Source organism: Actinomadura barringtoniae, assembly GCF_017573505.1.
Lineage (GTDB): Bacteria > Actinomycetota > Actinomycetes > Streptosporangiales > Streptosporangiaceae > Spirillospora > Spirillospora barringtoniae.
The window spans coordinates 47,855-59,679 of sequence record NZ_JAGEOJ010000009.1; the positions used below are offsets into that span (position 1 = coordinate 47,855).

At 71.6% G+C, this 11,825-nt stretch carries 12 protein-coding genes; 1 reads left to right on the forward strand and 11 read right to left on the reverse strand.

Features of this window, described 5'->3' with window-relative positions; all coding sequences use genetic code 11:
• Positions 1 to 87 precede the first annotated feature (87 nt).
• The 8 genes from J4573_RS22200 to J4573_RS22235 form a co-directional block, all read right to left on the reverse strand.
• Complete coding sequence (locus tag J4573_RS22200) at positions 88 to 630, reverse strand: copper chaperone PCu(A)C (protein ID WP_208257725.1); 543 nt, start codon at positions 628 to 630, stop codon at positions 88 to 90.
• A gap of 153 nt (positions 631 to 783) precedes the next feature.
• Entirely contained in the window at positions 784 to 1,437 is a 654-nt protein-coding gene (locus J4573_RS22205) for a biliverdin-producing heme oxygenase (RefSeq protein ID WP_208257726.1), read from the reverse strand.
• 146 nt (positions 1,438 to 1,583) lie between these two features.
• On the reverse strand, positions 1,584 to 1,904 hold the full coding sequence (locus tag J4573_RS22210; protein WP_208257727.1) for a DUF2470 domain-containing protein: 321 nt from the start codon (positions 1,902 to 1,904) through the stop codon (positions 1,584 to 1,586).
• Positions 1,905 to 2,059: 155 nt separating this feature from the next.
• A complete protein-coding gene (locus tag J4573_RS22215; protein WP_208257728.1) occupies positions 2,060 to 4,828 on the reverse strand; it encodes a DEAD/DEAH box helicase in 2,769 nt (922 codons plus the stop codon).
• Positions 4,829 to 4,897: 69 nt separating this feature from the next.
• Entirely contained in the window at positions 4,898 to 5,722 is an 825-nt protein-coding gene (tatC, locus tag J4573_RS22220; protein ID WP_307796785.1) for a twin-arginine translocase subunit TatC, read from the reverse strand.
• Between the two features lie 88 nt (positions 5,723 to 5,810).
• Positions 5,811 to 6,176, reverse strand: a complete 366-nt coding sequence (gene tatA, locus J4573_RS22225) for a Sec-independent protein translocase subunit TatA (protein WP_208257730.1) — start codon at positions 6,174 to 6,176, stop codon at positions 5,811 to 5,813.
• Between the two features lie 273 nt (positions 6,177 to 6,449).
• A complete protein-coding gene (locus J4573_RS22230) occupies positions 6,450 to 7,454 on the reverse strand; it encodes a helix-turn-helix transcriptional regulator (protein ID WP_208257731.1) in 1,005 nt (334 codons plus the stop codon).
• Positions 7,454 to 8,422 carry a helix-turn-helix transcriptional regulator gene (locus tag J4573_RS22235; RefSeq protein ID WP_208257732.1) on the reverse strand — a complete coding sequence of 323 codons (969 nt, stop codon included), beginning with the start codon at positions 8,420 to 8,422 and terminating at the stop codon, positions 7,454 to 7,456. Before J4573_RS22235 ends, J4573_RS22230 begins: the two co-directional genes overlap by 1 nt.
• Positions 8,423 to 8,517: 95 nt before the next feature.
• Here J4573_RS22235 and J4573_RS22240 point away from each other — a divergent pair, with 95 nt between their 5' ends.
• Positions 8,518 to 9,609 carry a DUF3866 family protein gene (locus tag J4573_RS22240; RefSeq protein WP_208257733.1) on the forward strand — a complete coding sequence of 364 codons (1,092 nt, stop codon included), beginning with the start codon at positions 8,518 to 8,520 and terminating at the stop codon, positions 9,607 to 9,609.
• Here the strand turns inward: J4573_RS22240 and J4573_RS22245 are convergent.
• The 3 genes from J4573_RS22245 to J4573_RS22255 are packed head-to-tail and all read right to left on the reverse strand — an operon-like array spanning position 9,546 to position 11,728.
• On the reverse strand, positions 9,546 to 10,043 hold the full coding sequence (locus tag J4573_RS22245; protein WP_208257734.1) for a DUF3291 domain-containing protein: 498 nt from the start codon (positions 10,041 to 10,043) through the stop codon (positions 9,546 to 9,548). The two genes, J4573_RS22240 and J4573_RS22245, sit on opposite strands and share 64 nt — an antisense overlap.
• A gap of 32 nt (positions 10,044 to 10,075) precedes the next feature.
• The gene (locus tag J4573_RS22250; protein ID WP_208257735.1) at positions 10,076 to 10,744 is read right to left on the reverse strand and encodes a helix-turn-helix transcriptional regulator; all 669 of its coding nucleotides are present in this window, start codon (positions 10,742 to 10,744) and stop codon (positions 10,076 to 10,078) included.
• Positions 10,745 to 10,786: 42 nt separating this feature from the next.
• Positions 10,787 to 11,728, reverse strand: a complete 942-nt coding sequence (locus tag J4573_RS22255) for an FKBP-type peptidyl-prolyl cis-trans isomerase (protein WP_208257736.1) — start codon at positions 11,726 to 11,728, stop codon at positions 10,787 to 10,789.
• Between the last annotated feature and the right edge of the window lie 97 nt (positions 11,729 to 11,825).

Consider the following 11,825-nt stretch of genomic DNA (forward strand, 5'->3'; position numbering starts at 1 on the left):
CCTCCGGGTGAGTGTTCGGCGCGCTTCCCCCGAGGCGCTCTTCGGGAATGTCCGCATAACGGACGTTCAAACACTGCCCGGTTTTCGTCAGCCCGCGGCCGGGGCGGGCGAGTAGCTCTCCCAGAAGGTGTTCTGCGGCAGGACGGGGACCCGGAAGGTACGCCAGCCCGCGGTCGTGAAGCGGAGCGTCACCTCGACCATGTCGGCGGGCGACAGCGGCCGCCTGAGCCCGTCCAGGACGATCTTGGCGTCCGGGCCGACCTTGACGTTCACGCCGTCGGGGACCTGGATCGGCCCGCCGATGAGCCGCCCCGACGTGGCCTGCGGCGAGGCCACGGCCACCAGCGTGTCACCGCCGGTCCGGCGCTCGACGTCCCCGACCGAGTTGTCGGTCTCGGTACGGGCGGGGCTGTCGACCATGTTGAGGTAGACGGGCGCGGAGGCACCCGCCGCCAGCACCCCGTCCGGCCCGCTGCCGAGGACGAAGAGGTTGCGGATGGCGATCGGGCCCACCCGGCCCGCCACGCCCGAGGCCGGCGCCGCGGCCAGCTGCGCCGGAATCTCGGCCCCGCACCCGCCCGTGCCGAGCGCGACCGCGGCCGTCACCCCCGCGGCCCCCAGGGCCGTCACCCACCTGCTCCGCATAACCGTTCCCCCGAATCGGTCACCGGGCTCACCGGCCCGGACACTCTCCGTATCAGGGGATCATGATGCTTCACCGGCGCGCCCGGCGGGGTGCCGACACTCTGGATCGAGGCGGCCTCTCGAACAGGCCGCCTTCGGTCAGGCGGCCGGGTCGATGCGCAGTTCGCGGCTCAGCTCGGTGGTCACCTCGGCGTTGAGCCGGTACGCCAGCCGCACCTCATCGATGATCTTCGCCCGCTCCCCCGCGTCCCAGGGCGCGGCGTCCAGCAGGGCGCGGTAGGCGTCCTTGTAGGCCTTGGGCTTGCCCGGGAAACGGTAGAACCGCACGCCGTCCTCGCCCTGGTCGATGCCCAGGGAGCGCTCCACCTGCCGGGCGATGTACTGGCCGCCGGACAGGTCGCCGAGGTAGCGGGTGTAGTGGTGGGCGACGAAGCCGCCCGGCCACGCGAAGCAGACCTCCTTGATCCGCTCGCAGTAGCGCCGGGTGGCCTGGTTGCGGCCGATCCGGTCCGCCCAGTCCGGGCCGTAGAAGTAGGCGAGGTCGGCCTCCAGGGCCGCGCGGCGCCGCAGGTCGTCGAAGGCGAACGGGGCCGCCACCGGATCGGCCGACAGCGCGTCGGCCGCCTCCTCCAGCAGGTCGTACACGGGATGGAGCTGGGCGACCAGCACCGCGTACTCGGCGCGGCCTAGCCTGCCCTCGACCAGGGCGCTCATGTAGGACGAGCCCTCATTGTCGCCGTGGTCGCTCCAGGTCGCCGTCCGCAGCTCGGCCGCGAACCCCTGATCCGCCATGCACGTCCCCTCGCCTCTCGAGTTCGAGATTAGGTTAGCCTTACCTAACTCTCACCGGAAGGGGTCGGAGCATTTTTCCGACGCCATGTCGGCTACGTTACCGACGCGGCGTCGAGATCACCAGTTCGGCGGATGTGATCGCAGGGTCAGCGCCCGTCGCGCGGCGCGAGTCCGAGCACGTCACGCGCCTCGTCGGACATGCGCACGACCTCGCGGCGGACCTGGAGGCGCTCGGTCAGCCGCTCGCTGAACGGCACCCGGACCGCGACATCGCTCCCGCCCACGACGGCGACGAAGTCGAGGCCGTCGGCGTCCATCCCGCTCATCACCGCCGACTCGGCCTCCGGCGCGCCGCCGAGTGCCTGGCAGATCATCCGGCAGTCGCCGGCGTGGTCCTCGTTCATGTGCCGCATGATCTGGGCCACCACGTCCGGGGTGAAGGGGTCGACCCCCGCCGTCTCCGCCATGGAACCGCCTCTCGGTCTCGAGCTCTCGCCATCGGGGTCGTCCAGTGCGGCCACCCTAACCTCACACCGCCCCGGCCTTGACCCCGCCCGCTGCCGGTGACGGTCGACTCGATCGGGAGTCGTCGGCGTCGACCCTGCCCCGCGGAGACGCTTTGTCAGGTCACTGAGGAGTAGGCCACGACGCCTCGGCGCATGGCGTCCATGGCCCGGCGTGCGGTCTTGCGGATGTGGCTGTTGGGCGGCGCGGCGTCGGTGACCTGGCCGAGCAGGTCCAGCAACTGCTTGACCGCGCGGACGAAGTCGCCCGCGGTCATGTCGGTCTCCAGCAGCACCTCGTCCAGGTCGTGCCCCTTGGCCCACCGGTAGGCGGTCCAGGCGAAGCCCAGATCGGGCTCGCGCAGGAACGACACCCGGTTGTCCTTCTCGACCGCGTCCAGCTGGCCCCACAGCCGCACCATCGCGGCCAGCGCCTCCTGTGCGTTGCCGTCGGGGGTCTTGGGCGGCGCGGCGTCGTCGGGCTGGCGCGACTCGTACACCAGCGCCGACACGCACGCGGCCAGCTCGGCGTGGTCGAGCCGCTCCCAGACGCCCTCGCGCAGGCTCTCGGCGGTCAGCAGGTCGAGCTCGTTGTAGATGCGGCCGAGCCGTCGCCCCTCGTCGGTGACCTCGTCGCCGTGCAGGTAGCCGAGCTGCTCCAGCACCGCGCACACCCGGTCGAAGGTGCGCGCGATGACCTGGGAACGGCCCTCGACGCGGCGGCGCAGCTGCTCGGTCTCGCGCTCCAACCGGAAGTAGCGCTCGGCCCAGCGCGCGTGGTCCTCGCGTTCGTCGCAGCCGTGCACCGGGTGCTGCCGCAGTTCAGCGCGCAGCCGCGTGATCTCGGCGTCGTCGGCGGCCTGCGAGTCGGCGCGGCCGCGCCTGCGCTCGCGCGGGTCCTCGGGGACCTTGTTGCGCAGCGTGGACGCCAGGTCGCGGCGGGCCTGCGGGTTGCGCGGGCTGAACGACTTGGGGATGCGGATCCGCTCGATCGGCTCGACCGGGCGCGGGAAGTCCAGGATCGACAGCCGCTGCACCGACCGGTTGACCGTCAGCACGAGCGGCGCGGGCCCGTCCGAACGGCGCCCGACTCCTGGGTCGATGACCACGGCGAGGCCAGAACGGCGCCCCGAGGGGACCAGGATGACGTCGCCTGGCCGCAGGTGCTCCAGCGACCTGGCGGCCTCCGCGCGGCGCTCAGAGGAACGCTCGCGCGACAGCTCGGCCTCGCGGTCCGACAGCCGCCGCCGCAGCGCCGCGTACTCCATGAAGTCGCCCAGGTGGCATTTGGCGGCCTTGGCGTACCCCTCCAGGGCCTCCTCGTTCTTGCGGACCTGGCGGGCCAGGCCGACCACCGCGCGGTCGGCCTGGAACTGCGCGAACGACTCCTCCAGCAGCGTGCGGGCGCGCTCGATGCCGACCGCGCCGACGAGGTTGACCGCCATGTTGTAGGACGGCTGGAAGCTGGAGTTGAGCGGGTAGGTACGGGTGCTGGCCAGGCCCGCGACCGAGCCGGGGTCCACGCTCGGGCCCCACACCACCACCGCGTGGCCCTCCACGTCGATGCCGCGGCGGCCGGCGCGGCCGGTGAGCTGGGTGTACTCCCCCGGCGTGAGGTCGACGTGCGCCTCGCCGTTCCACTTGTCGAGCTTCTCGATCACGACCGTGCGGGCGGGCATGTTGATGCCGAGCGCCAGCGTCTCGGTGGCGAACACCGCCTTGATCAGCCCGCGCGTGAACAGCTCCTCGACGATCTCCTTGAACGTGGGGAGCATGCCGGCGTGGTGGGCGGCGACGCCGCGCTCGAGGCCGGACAGGAAGTCGTGGTAGCCGAGCACCCGCAGGTCCTCGGGGGCGATGTCGTCGGTGCGCAGCTCGACGTGCGCCCGGATCTCCTCGGCCTCCTCCTTGGAGGTGAGGCGCAGCCCCGCGTGCAGGCACTGCATAACGGCGGCGTCGCAGCCGGCGCGGCTGAAGATGAACGTGATGGCGGGCAGCAGGCCCGCCCGTTCCAGCCGGGCGACCACGTCCGACCTCATCGGCGGCCGGTAGCGCTGCGGCCGGGCGGTCCGCCTGCGGCCGGTGCGGCGGCCCTGGTTGACCTTGGCGCGGCGCACCTCGTCCAGCGCGATGCGGCGCAGCTCGGGGTTGACCCTGGCCTGCCGGTCCTTGCCCTTGCCGCTGTCGACGAACAGGTCGTAGAGCCGGTTGCCGACCAGCATGTGCTGGAACAGCGGCACCGGCCGGTGCTCGTCGACGATCACGCCGGTGTCGCCGCGCACCTCCTGCAGCCACTCGCCGAACTCCTCGGCGTTGCTGACCGTCGCCGACAGCGCCACGATCCGGACCGAGTCCGGAACGTGGATGATCACCTCTTCCCAGACCGCGCCGCGGAACCGGTCGGCCAGGTAGTGCACCTCGTCCATCACCACGAAGCCCAGGCCCGCCAGGGTCTGCGAGCCCGCGTAGAGCATGTTGCGCAGCACCTCGGTCGTCATGACGACGATCGGGGCCTCACCGTTGACGCTGTTGTCGCCGGTCAGCAGGCCGACCTTGTCGGCGCCGTAGCGCTTCACCAGGTCGGCGTACTTCTGGTTCGACAGCGCCTTGATCGGCGTGGTGTAGAAGCACTTCTGGCCGCCGGTGAGGGCCAGGTGGACGGCGAACTCCCCCACCACGGTCTTGCCGGAACCGGTCGGCGCCGCGACCAGCACCCCGCTGCCGCTCTCCAGGACCCGGCAGGCCTCGATCTGGAACGCGTCCAGCTCGAAGTCGTAGAGGGTCTTGAAGTCCAGCAGCGCGGGTCCGTTCCCGGCGGTGCGCCTGCGATAGGCGGCGTACCGCTCGGACGGTGCTTCGGTGGCCGACGGCGTGTCGGGGGTGGTCATGGAATCGAGCCTACGGTTTCGACCGGCCCGATACCCAATTAGACCCCGGTTTCGCGTCCCGCGTAGCGATCAGTGGGTCCGGTCTCCGCTGCGGTCGCCGCTGTCGATCTGCCGGTCGATCTCGTCCAGGTCGATCGGCGAGGCCTCGTCGTCCGACAGGCCCTCGTAGGGGTCGGGCGCGCGGTCCTTGCGGCGATCATGGAAGTAGGCCAGCACCTCGGCGACCTCGAACAGCACCAGGGTCGGCAGCGCTAGGGCCAGCATCGTGAACGGGTCCTGGCTGGGCGTCGCCACGGCCGCGAACACGAAGATTCCGAAGATCAGCATCCGCCGGGACTTGCGGATCCGGGCGTGGGTGAGCACCCCGGCCCGGTTCAGCACCACCACGAACAGCGGCAGCTCGAAGGTCAGGCCGAAGATCAGCAGCATGGCCTGGGCGTAGCCCAGGTACTCCTGGATGCCCACCAGGACCGTGGTGTCACCGGGCGCGAGCCCGATGAAGATCTTCAGGCCCTTGTCCATGGTCAGGTAGGCCAGGGCCCCGCCCGCCAGGAACAGCGGGACCGCCGCCGTCATGAAGATGTAGGTCCAGCGCCGCTCGCGCTTGTAGAGCCCGGGCGCGACGAACGCCCACAGCTGGTAGAGCCAGATCGGGGACGAGATCACCGCCCCGACGATCAGCGCGACCTTCAGGTGGATGAAGAAACCGTCGAAGATCCCGTGCACCACCAGGTCGCAGTGGTGGTTGATGCAGTGCTCGGGCGGGATCCGGGTGAAGGGCTTCTTCAGGAAGTCCCAGATCGGGTCGAAGAAGATCCAGCCCACGATCGCGCCCGCGACCAGGCCGAGCATGGCTTTGACCAACCGGTTGCGCAGCTCACGGAGGTGATCCATGAGGGGCATCCGGCCCTCATTGTTCGCCTGTCGGCTCATCGTCTTCTTCTATGCCGGTGACTGGGGCCCGTCTTTGTGAGGAGGGGAATCAGGACTTGCGCACCTGAGCGGGGTCGACGGGCACGCCCTGGATGGGCTCACCGGAACCGAGAGTGCGCTGCGGGGCGCTCTGCTGGGCGGCCTCGCGCTCCAGGCGGGCGGCCTCCTCGCGCAGCTGCGCGGCGCGGTCCCGGTTGGACTGGGCGGCGTCGGCCGCGGCCGGTGCGGCGGGGGCGGGAGCCTCCTGAGCCTTGTCCTGCCCGTCCTCGTCGTCGTGCAGGCCCTTGGTCTCAGCCTTGAGGATGCGCGCGGACTTGCCCAGCGAGCGCGCCAGCTGGGGCAGCTTGGCCGACCCGAACAGCAGCAACACGACGACCAGGATGATCAGCCACTCGCCGCCACCAAGATTAGGCATGGAACAAACCTCTTTCGCGCAGGTGGTACTCAGGACGATCGTACGCCGTCCTCGGGGTCTTGTGTCTTACGCGCGTCGCTCAGTGTCCGAAGTTCACGCTGAAGATCGGAATGTTTCGGTTCGAGTCGCCGCCGGGTCCGGTCGAGTTCACGTCCGAAGCGGCGAACGCCCAGGTAGACCTTGAACCCGCACACGGCGAGCACCGCCAGGCCTATGAAGCCCAACGCCACCGACACCGGAACCCACGCCACCACGTCACCGTAGCGGACACGGTCAAGCCTTGTCGTACAGGGCCAGCGCTCGCGCGGCGTCGTCCCTGATCCCCCTGGCCAGCTCCGTGGGGGCCACCACGCGGCCTTGATCACCGAGCCGCAGGACCAGCCCGCGCACCCACCGCGTGTCGGGCGTGCCCAGGACGACCCGCAGCCGCCCCTCGCCCAGTTCCTCGACGCTGTCGCACGGGTAGTAGTCGGCGACCCAGCGCCCCTGAGGAGTGAGCTCCAAGGTCACCCGGACGTCGTCGGGCGAGGGCCGGAACAGGCCCGCGTCCACGTCCCGGGGCTCGGCCTCCGCGGGGACCTCGGCCGGGACGTCCAGCACCTCCAGGTCCTGGATGCGGTCGATGCGGAAGAGCCGGACCGCCTCGGCGCGGCGGCACCAGCCCTCCAGGTAGGTGTTGCCCTCGACCACCAGCACGCGCATGGGATCGACGTCACGTTCGGTGTTCTCGTCGCGCGTCGGCACGTAGTAGGAGAGGTGCACGCGGCGTCCGCGGGCGACCGCGGAGCGTAGCAGTGCGAGGTTCTCGCCGCGCACGTCCAGCTCGACCGACAGGTGGCTGCTCGCCGCCGCGGCGGCGCCGGCCGCCGACTCCAGCTTGGCGATCACGCGGCTCAGCGCGTCGCGGTCCTCCAGGTCGGGGATCCCGGCCAGCATCCGCAGCGCGACCAGCAGCGCGCTCGCCTCGTCCACCTTCAGCCGCAGCGGCCGGGCTATCGACTCGGCCTCAGTGACGATGATCTCGCCGCCCTCGTAGGACAGGTCGATCGGGCAGTAGGGGTCGGGCGCACGCAGCTCCACGCACCACAGCAGGTTCAGGTCGTCGATCAGCTGCTTCTCGCTGACGCCGAACGCGGCGGCGGCCTGGTCGAGCGCCACCGAGTCGCGGCTCACCACGTACGGCACCAGGGCCAGCAGGCGGCCGAGCCGGTCGGTGGAGGTCGTGCCGCTCTTCGCCGGGGCCTTGACCGCCGTCCTGGCCGGGGTTCTCGCCGCCATCACTCGCTCACCGCCAGGACCGCCTTCAGCTGCTGGATGACCGCCTCGCGCAGGTCGGGCGGGTCGATCACCACGACGTCGTCGGCGAAGCGGGCGAGGTAGGGGGCGAACCGGTCCAGGTCGTGGAAGGTCAGCGTCGCCTCGTCCCAGGTCCCGTCGCCCACCGGGCGCACGTCCTTGGCCCACTGGCGCGGGCCCTGCGCGGCGCCGACGCGCAGCCGCACCGTGGCCGGGCGCGGCTCGGTGACCGGGTCGCCCCAGTCGAAGGCGATCTTGCGGACGTCCACGCCCTGCGGGACGCTCACGCTGCCCGCGGGCCCGTCGGAGGTCACCTGGCCGCTGATGCGGCTGAGGCGGAACACCCGGGTGTCGTCGCGGTCGCGGTCGTGGCCGACCACGTACCAGCGCCCGCGGCGGCTCACCACGCCCCACGGCTCCAGGTGCCGGCGGGAGGGCGACGTGCGGCCGATGCCCTGGTAGTCGAACGTCACCGGGCGGCCCTCGCGGACGGCCTCCCACAGCGCGGGGAAGGCGGGGTCGCCGGTGTCGACGCGCGGCTCGATGCCGAGCGTGGTGGACCCGTCGGTCTCCACGCCCGCGGCGCGCAGCTTGAGCAGCGCACCCGAGGCGGCGTCGGCCATGCTGGCGCGCTGCCAGACGCGGGCGGCCAGGCCCAGCACGGCCGCCTCGTCGGGCGTCAGGTGGATGTCGGGGAGCTCGTAGGCCTGCGGCGAGATCCGGTAGCCGATCTCCTCGCCACCGCCGCCGTCCATGTCGGATCCGACCTCGAGCGGGACGCCGAGCTCGCGCAGCTCTTCCTTGTCGCGCTCGAACATCCGCTTGAACGCCTCGCCTGCGTCCGGGTAGCCGGGCACGGCCCGGCGAATCTGCTCGGCCGTCAGATAACGCCTGGTGGCGAGCAGGCAGACCACCAGGTTGAGCAGGCGCTCGGTCTTGCGCCGCGACACTTGCACACCACCCTCTTCCGCCGGTTTCCCCCGGTCCCCCGACCGGCCTGGTCGGCCTCCGTCTTTTCTCCCGATCAGGACGCTACCGTTTCGGTGTGATCCGATGGCGCAAAGGCACGGTAGAAACCATCCGCCGCGAGTGGCCGGGGGCGGTCGAACTGGCGGTCTCGATCGACGGTGACGGCGCGCACCGGGCGCTCGCCTACCCCGCCCTGGTGGGCAGGCCGGAGCCAGGCGACACCGTCCTGCTCAACACTACGGCCTTGGCGATGGGATTGGGCACCGGCGGTTACGCGATGGTGATCGCGATTCCCGACCGGCTGCCGCCCGACCCGTCGGGGCCCGGTCACCTGGTCAAGGCCCGCTACACCCCGCTCCAGGCGACCGTGCTGGGCGCGGACGAGCAGGACTCCCCCCACCACGAGACGCTGCGCGAGGCCGACTCCCTGGACGGGATGCCGGTGATCGTCGCCGACCTGCACTCGGCGCTGCCGCCGATCCTGGCCGGGCTGCTGGCCGCCCGGCCCGGCACCCGCGTGGCGTACGTGATGCCCGACGGCGGCGCGCTGCCCGCCTGGTTCTCGATGTCGATCGCGCAGCTGAAGGACGCGGGCGCGCTGGCCGCCACGGTGACGGTCGGGCAGGCGTTCGGCGGCGATCTGGAGGCGGTGACCGTGCACACCGGCCTGCTGGCGGCGCGGCACGTGCTGGACGCCGAGGTCGTGGTGCTGGCGCAGGGCCCGGGCAACCTCGGCACCGGCACGCGCTGGGGGTTCTCCGGCGTGTCGGCCGGCGAGGCGATCAACGCTGCGGGCGTCCTGGGCGGGCGCCCGATCGGATCGCTGCGGGTGAGCGAGGGCGACAAGCGCGAGCGCCACCTTGGGGTCTCGCACCACAGCCTGACCGCCTACGGGCGGGTCGCCCTCTCCCCCGCCGAGATCGTCGTTCCCGAGCTGGGCGGCGAGTTCGGCACCCGCGTCGCCGCCCAGGCCGCCACGCTGGGCGAGCGCCACACGCTCGTGCCGGTCGGCGTGGAAGGGCTGGAGGACGTCCTGCGCCGGTACGAGAAGGACTGGGGCGTGCGGATGTCCACCATGGGGCGTCGCCTGGACGGCGACCTGGCCTACTTCTTGACCGCCGCCGCCGCGGGCCGCCACTGCGCGGCGGCGGCGTCCTCGGGCGTGTAGGCGTCCCTGAACCCGAAGGCGCTGGGCGAGGGGCCCTGGTCGCGCAGCAGCAGCAGGCGCTCCACGGCCTCCTCGACGGTGGGTACGTGCCCGGCCGGGACCCACCACAGCACCTGGAACGGCGCCTTCGGGAGCCGGAACCACTCCCCCCGGCGGCGCAGCATGTCCAGGTGCCCGCTGCGGTAGACGAAGTCCCACAGCGCGTCGCGGCTCTCCCAGACCGACATGTTCACCAGCACGTCGTCGCCCAGCGACGTCCGGAGCGCGGTGGCGTCGTTGCCGCCGTCCTCCACCAGGCGCCACACGAAGCCGGGCGCGTTGTCGGCGACCTCGTTCAGCGGGTCGAGCATCGAGGTGAAGCCGTTCATCCGCGGGTCGTCGAGGGGGAAGGTCAAGGTGCCCACGTTGAGCTGGGCGAGGTGGTGTCCCGTCATGTCCCCCACCTCACCATCGCGGCATCTCTATGTCAACAGTCATTATTTTTAGAAGCGGTCACGACGACGCAGCACAGCCCCGGCCGCGCGTCCATGCGCGCCCGCAGACCCTCAGCACCCTCAGCGCCCTCCAGAAGCCCTTCCAGCAACGCCAGGTTCATCCCGCACACCAGGGGCGGATGGGCCTCGGAGAGGGCATGGAAGGGGCAGTTGGCCATGCGCAGGACGCCCGCCTCGTCGTCCATGCGCGGCTCGTAGCCGCGAGCGGCCAGCACGGCCGCCGCCGCGTCCAGGTCCTCGACCGGCCCGGCGGCCCGGCCCGCGGCACGCCCCTCGCGGCGTGCGGCGTCCTGGAGCTCGGTGTCCAGCCGCGCGACCTCGGCCACCTCGGCCAGCAGGTCGGCGGCGGTGCGGTAGTCGCGCGCCGGGATCGAGAACTGGTGCTCGGCGCCCGAACGGCGGTAGAGCTTGGCGGGCCGCCCCGCACCCGGGCCCGAACGGCCGCTGAGCCGCCTGCTCTCGGTCTCCAGCAGCCCGGCGTCCACGAGCTTGTCCAGGTGGAACGCGGCGAGCGTGCGCTGGATCCCGGCGCCCTCGGCCGCTTCGTTCCGGCCCACCTCGTGGTCCTGGGCGGCCACGTAGTCGTAGAGCCGCCTGCGGACGGGGTCCTGCAGAACGGCGATGGCGTCGATGTCCTCCACCCCGCCATTCTAAGAACAACGAGAGTGGGCGTTAGAAGTGGTTCAGTGCGCGCCGAGGATGTCGACGACGAAGACGAGCGTGTCGTCCTTCTTGATCCCGGCCTGCTGGAGGCCGCCCAGCGGCCCGTAGCCGAGCGACGGCGGCACGACCAGCATCACCCGGCTGCCGATCTTCTGCCCGACCAGGCCCTGGTCCCAGCCCTTCAGCACCTGGCCGGTGCCGATCGTGACCGCGTACGGGCGGCCGTCGGCCCACGAGGAGTTGAAGATCTTCCCGTCCCGCCAGAACGCGCCCTCGTACTGCAGCGCGAGCAGCTGGCCCTTGCGGACGGGCTGGCCCTGCCCCTGGACCAGGACGCGCATCTGGAGGCTCTTGGGCGCGGCGGCCTTCGGGACGCTGATCGACGGGGCCACGCCCGCCGGGGCGTTGGACACCGTGGGCAGCTTGGCGTCGTTCAGCGGCTGCGCCTTGCCCGTCGCGGCCGACGACCGCGGGTAGACCGCCCGAACGTCCAGCACGTAGACCAGCGAGTCGTCGGCGTTCACCTGGTGCGCGGCGTCGCCCTTGTCCCCGTAGCCGTCCTTGGGCGGGATCTCGGCGACCACCCGGCCGCCGGGCTTGGCGCCGTCGAGCGCCTTGTCGAGGCCCTTCACCAGCTGGCCGGCCGGGAACGCGCCGGGCTGGCCGGCGTTGTAGCTGCTGGCCAGGAGCTTGTAGCCGCCCGCGCCCCAGCGGTAGCCCACATAGTCGGCGATCACCAGGTCGCCCTTGTGCGCGGAGGTCCCCTTGCCCTGCTCCAGGGTCTTGATCGCCAGGCTCTTGCCCGGCTTGCCCTTGGGGAAGTTCACGTCCGGCCGCGCACCGAAGGCGCCCTTGACCTTGACCTTCACGTCGGCGTCGCCGCCGAGGATGCCGCAGGAGGTCAGCGCGGGGGTCGCGGCCAGTACGGCGGCCGCGGACAGCGCGGTGAGGCGACGGCGCATGCGGGTGGGTCCTCCGGGGGTGGGGAGCGCAATGGCGCTCACCCTACCCCCTGGTGACCCGCCAGTAGCATGGCGTACCGGGAAGTCTCCGGAAGGT

Excerpts from the sequence above, each read along its gene's own strand:
- J4573_RS22255 (WP_208257736.1), bottom strand. The coding sequence starts at position 11,728 with ATGCGCCGTCGCCTCACCGCGCTGTCCGCGGCCGCCGTACTGGCCGCG.
- J4573_RS22205 (WP_208257726.1), bottom strand. The coding sequence starts at position 1,437 with ATGGCGGATCAGGGGTTCGCGGCCGAGCTGCGGACGGCGACCTGGAGC.
- J4573_RS22210 (WP_208257727.1), bottom strand. The coding sequence starts at position 1,904 with ATGGCGGAGACGGCGGGGGTCGACCCCTTCACCCCGGACGTGGTGGCC.
- J4573_RS22215 (WP_208257728.1), bottom strand. The coding sequence starts at position 4,828 with ATGACCACCCCCGACACGCCGTCGGCCACCGAAGCACCGTCCGAGCGG.
- tatA (WP_208257730.1), bottom strand. The coding sequence starts at position 6,176 with ATGCCTAATCTTGGTGGCGGCGAGTGGCTGATCATCCTGGTCGTCGTG.
- tatC (WP_307796785.1), bottom strand. The coding sequence starts at position 5,722 with ATGGATCACCTCCGTGAGCTGCGCAACCGGTTGGTCAAAGCCATGCTC.
- J4573_RS22230 (WP_208257731.1), bottom strand. The coding sequence starts at position 7,454 with ATGGCGGCGAGAACCCCGGCCAGGACGGCGGTCAAGGCCCCGGCGAAG.
- J4573_RS22245 (WP_208257734.1), bottom strand. The coding sequence starts at position 10,043 with ATGACGGGACACCACCTCGCCCAGCTCAACGTGGGCACCTTGACCTTC.